This is a genomic window from Carnobacterium sp. (assembly GCF_040274425.1).
The window spans coordinates 1-3,488 of sequence record NZ_JBEMBC010000150.1 but is presented as its reverse complement, the minus strand read 5'-3'; the positions used below and the strand labels follow the sequence as shown (position 1 = coordinate 3,488).

Annotated in this window: 3 protein-coding genes; all 3 read right to left on the bottom strand. The window is 32.2% G+C overall.

Annotation, left to right across the window (positions count from 1 at the left end):
• Positions 1-386: 386 nt before the first annotated feature.
• The 3 genes from ABS911_RS14770 to ABS911_RS14760 all read right to left on the bottom strand — a co-directional run bounded on the left by ABS911_RS14770 (position 387) and on the right by ABS911_RS14760 (position 3,033).
• Positions 387-800, bottom strand: a complete 414-nt coding sequence (locus ABS911_RS14770; RefSeq protein ID WP_350468189.1) for a cupin domain-containing protein — start codon at positions 798-800, stop codon at positions 387-389.
• A 415-nt stretch (positions 801-1,215) separates the two neighbouring features.
• On the bottom strand, positions 1,216-1,590 hold the full coding sequence (locus ABS911_RS14765; protein WP_350468188.1) for a hypothetical protein: 375 nt from the start codon (positions 1,588-1,590) through the stop codon (positions 1,216-1,218).
• Between the two features lie 276 nt (positions 1,591-1,866).
• Positions 1,867-3,033: an MFS transporter gene (locus tag ABS911_RS14760; RefSeq protein WP_350468187.1), complete on the bottom strand. Its 1,167-nt coding sequence runs from the start codon at positions 3,031-3,033 to the stop codon at positions 1,867-1,869.
• Between the last annotated feature and the right edge of the window lie 455 nt (positions 3,034-3,488).

Genomic DNA, 3,488 nt, shown 5'->3' with positions numbered 1-3,488 from the left:
TTTTCATATTGTTCGTCCCCTTTTCTTCTCGTGTTGTTTGTTCTGTTTTTCCGAATAAAGTTTCGCTCATTCGAGTAAATACCGATTTGTTAGCCAATGCGTGCCCTCCATTACTGATTCATTAATTGAAGGTCACCCATCAATTAACACTTACATTTTGTAAGTACATGTATTAGTATGCCACAGACCAAAATTTATTTCAAGTCTAATTATTATTAATTAAAGGTTTTTACAAAAAATAAGTAAACCCCGATTATTTTGCGCCTTATCAACAGATCTTATTAAAAAATAATCTGAAAAATCAATTTGATATTTTTCATCGCAAAAAAGTCAGCTAAACGATTAGTGGACGTTTAACTGACTTTTTTTGTGTTGAAATCTTATTATTAGTCGTCAATATTTCTTGTTGCATCTTCTCGTAAGCGATGAATCGTTCCTTGTTTGTGTTCTGGACTTGAATAAATCGTATATAGTTTCATGGACTTACCACCAGTGTTAATAATGTTGTGCCACATATTTGCTGGAACAACTACTGCATCATTCTTTGTGATCGCCCTTTCGAAATTCAGATTATCCTTGGTTGATCCCATTTGGCAAATACCTTGTCCCTCTTCAATACGAATAAATTGGTCACTATATTTGTGAACTTCTAATCCAGCTTCATCATTGGGTTGTATGGACATGACCGTTAATTGCAGTTTGTCGCCAGTCCATATCGTTGTACGGAAATTGTCGTTTTGATTAGTAGCATCTTCAATATTTAACATGTATGGCTTCTTGCCATAATCTTTATAATCCATTGCTGCTTTCCTCCTAACCGACTTAAAATAGTATAGTACAACAGTTACAGAATATTTCATATTTATTGTAGCGCTTTCAATTTAAAAAGTCATCTTTGAGTGTCTTAATTTAAAACGAATTTACTCAATTTCAGCTTCAATAATGGTTTCTTTTCCATCCGATGAAATTTTACTTTCTCCATGGGACTTGTTATTTTTATTTTCCCATTCAATATAGTAATCATTACCCTTTTTTTCTGTAGATAAAATAGTTGCTTCACCTAGATGGTTGCTATATTCTTCAATAACTATTTTTTCAGCTTCAGTTTCAGATAGTGTTGAACAACCTGTTAATAAAAAAATAACGTTAGATAACCGAGGGAAGATTGTTTTTTCATAATGTGTCCCCCTTCTTAGCGTTTTTTATAGAAATTAACTACAGCTTTAATTTTTTAAGAATAATCATTGAAGTAAAAAAACCGAGAGATAATGATCCCAAGAATAAGACCAATGAAGGAAGCATTTGATTTAATCCTTCACCATAAAAATAATCTTGAAACAGCTTAAAAAAAACAAATCCAATAAACGCAGACATCAAAAGTCCAATAATATAAAATAATAATGTATGACTAAACGAGCTGTTGTCACTCACCTTTTCATCTTCGTTATTCATACTTCCACCGGTGTGAAGAGGCTTAGCCCCATCTGATGAATTTTTATCTGCATTTTGTCCGACGTTGACTCTTGCATATAAAGAACTTGAGATGTTGCTCTTTTGATTGTATCGATACTGCTTATCCCGATCGCTCATTTTAAACACTCCTTTTATTTTATCTACCCATTTACTGAATGACTAACTTAATATAAGGTTATATTTATTTTTAGTCTACCAAAATCGAAAGCGCTCTCTCACTTATTTATAATGAAAATAAAGATTTACGTAATTATAGCATTACAGGACAAATCATTGAACTCAATATAATTTTTGTGCTTTTTTCACTCATTTGGATAATAACTTCGAACATCTTAAACTAGTATTTAAACCTTATGTTAAGTAGTTAATCATCCTTTAGAAAGGTTTTACTACTTATAATGGTTCTATAGTTTTACCCTTCTCAATAAGGAGGGTTACTACAATAAGTATGAGGACAAAACCAACTAAAAATAGTGGGAATAGATTCATACTGACACGTTGAAACAGTATTCCTAATAATGGAGGTAGTATAGTAACTCCAACATAACCAAAAGCTACTTGAAATCCAATAATTGCTCCCGAGTTTCTTGCTCCAAATCTTTCAGGTGTTTCATGCATCATAGTAGGGAAAATCGCTGCACAGCCGAGTCCAATAAGTATAAATCCAATGTATAAGATACTACCTCTTCCAATAGCAACCGTACAAATACCTATAAGAAGTATGCTTTCACTCAGCAATAGTAATTTAGGGTTAGTTAGCCAAAAAGTAACAAATCCTGAGATAATTCTTCCTAACGTTATGCTTGCAAAAAACAAAGATAGAATAAAACTAGCGCTTGCTGCAGTTACTGACTTTACTTCGACTAAATAACTACTCCCCCATAAAAAAATAGTTCCTTCTATACCAACATAAAACAAGAACGATAATAGAGACCACATAACTCCCTTCTGTTTTAATAATGCTCCAAAAGATAGTTTACTTTTATCAGGTTCTATAGCTACTTTTTGTTCGTTTTGCTTCCAAAGTGGAAGAGAAAACAATAAAATAAAAGCTAATATTAATTGGATGCTACCAATAATCAAATAACCATTTCTCCAAGAAAAGTGGTTGTCTAAAACAACTCCCATAATTATTGGTCCTAACGTTGCTCCCACTCCCCAGAAGGCATGCAACCAATTCATATGATGTGCTTTCAAATTAGAAGATACGTAGTTATTTACAGAAGTGTCAATAGCCCCAGCTCCAAAACCTAAAGGTAGCGCTGCAACGATTAATAAAAAGAAATTCTTTGTGAACGCAAACCCTATCAATCCCATCGCCGTGAGCAAAATACTACTCAATACTAATTTTCCTGTTCCTTTTTTTTGAGTGATTCGTATCGTCTGTAAACTAGAAATAACAGTACAAACTGCAATCGCCATTGAAATAATTCCAACCGCACTATATGTAACATGAAACTCTCCTACCATATCAGGCCAAGCTACTCCTAAAAGAGAGTCTGGTAATCCTAAACTGATATAGGTAATGTAAATAATAAATATAAAAATTATATTGCGCATGATTTCCTCCATTTTTATTAATTATCTTTATTGTCCTATAGGAACTCTCTTGATAATTATCTTATATATCCATTAAAATCCCAATCTAACTTTTAATCAGTTTTCGCTGTTTCATTGTATTCTTAATGATTGGACGTTGGAGCTAGTTTAAAGCTTTCTCCTCTAATAAAAACAGCACATGATTTTGTTTATCATAACATGGAATCATTTATTAGACACCGATACAAAAAAAATCAGTCAATTTCTTTCTGGTACATACATAGCATGTGTCTTACATTTAAAAATGGTTAAAATATTAAAATTCAACCTATCAAACTCATTTTTAGACCAATTGTTTTTTGATTGGTATTAATAAAAAACAGGTCTCCTAAAAGAATCAATCCTTAGGAAGCCTGTTTCTATACTATTCTGTTTAACAATTAGTCTTATATTAGTTTAAGTTCTTTCTGGCGCTT

Excerpts from the sequence above, each read along its gene's own strand:
- ABS911_RS14760 (WP_350468187.1), bottom strand. The coding sequence starts at position 3,033 with ATGCGCAATATAATTTTTATATTTATTATTTACATTACCTATATCAGT.
- ABS911_RS14765 (WP_350468188.1), bottom strand. The coding sequence starts at position 1,590 with ATGAGCGATCGGGATAAGCAGTATCGATACAATCAAAAGAGCAACATC.
- ABS911_RS14770 (WP_350468189.1), bottom strand. The coding sequence starts at position 800 with ATGGATTATAAAGATTATGGCAAGAAGCCATACATGTTAAATATTGAA.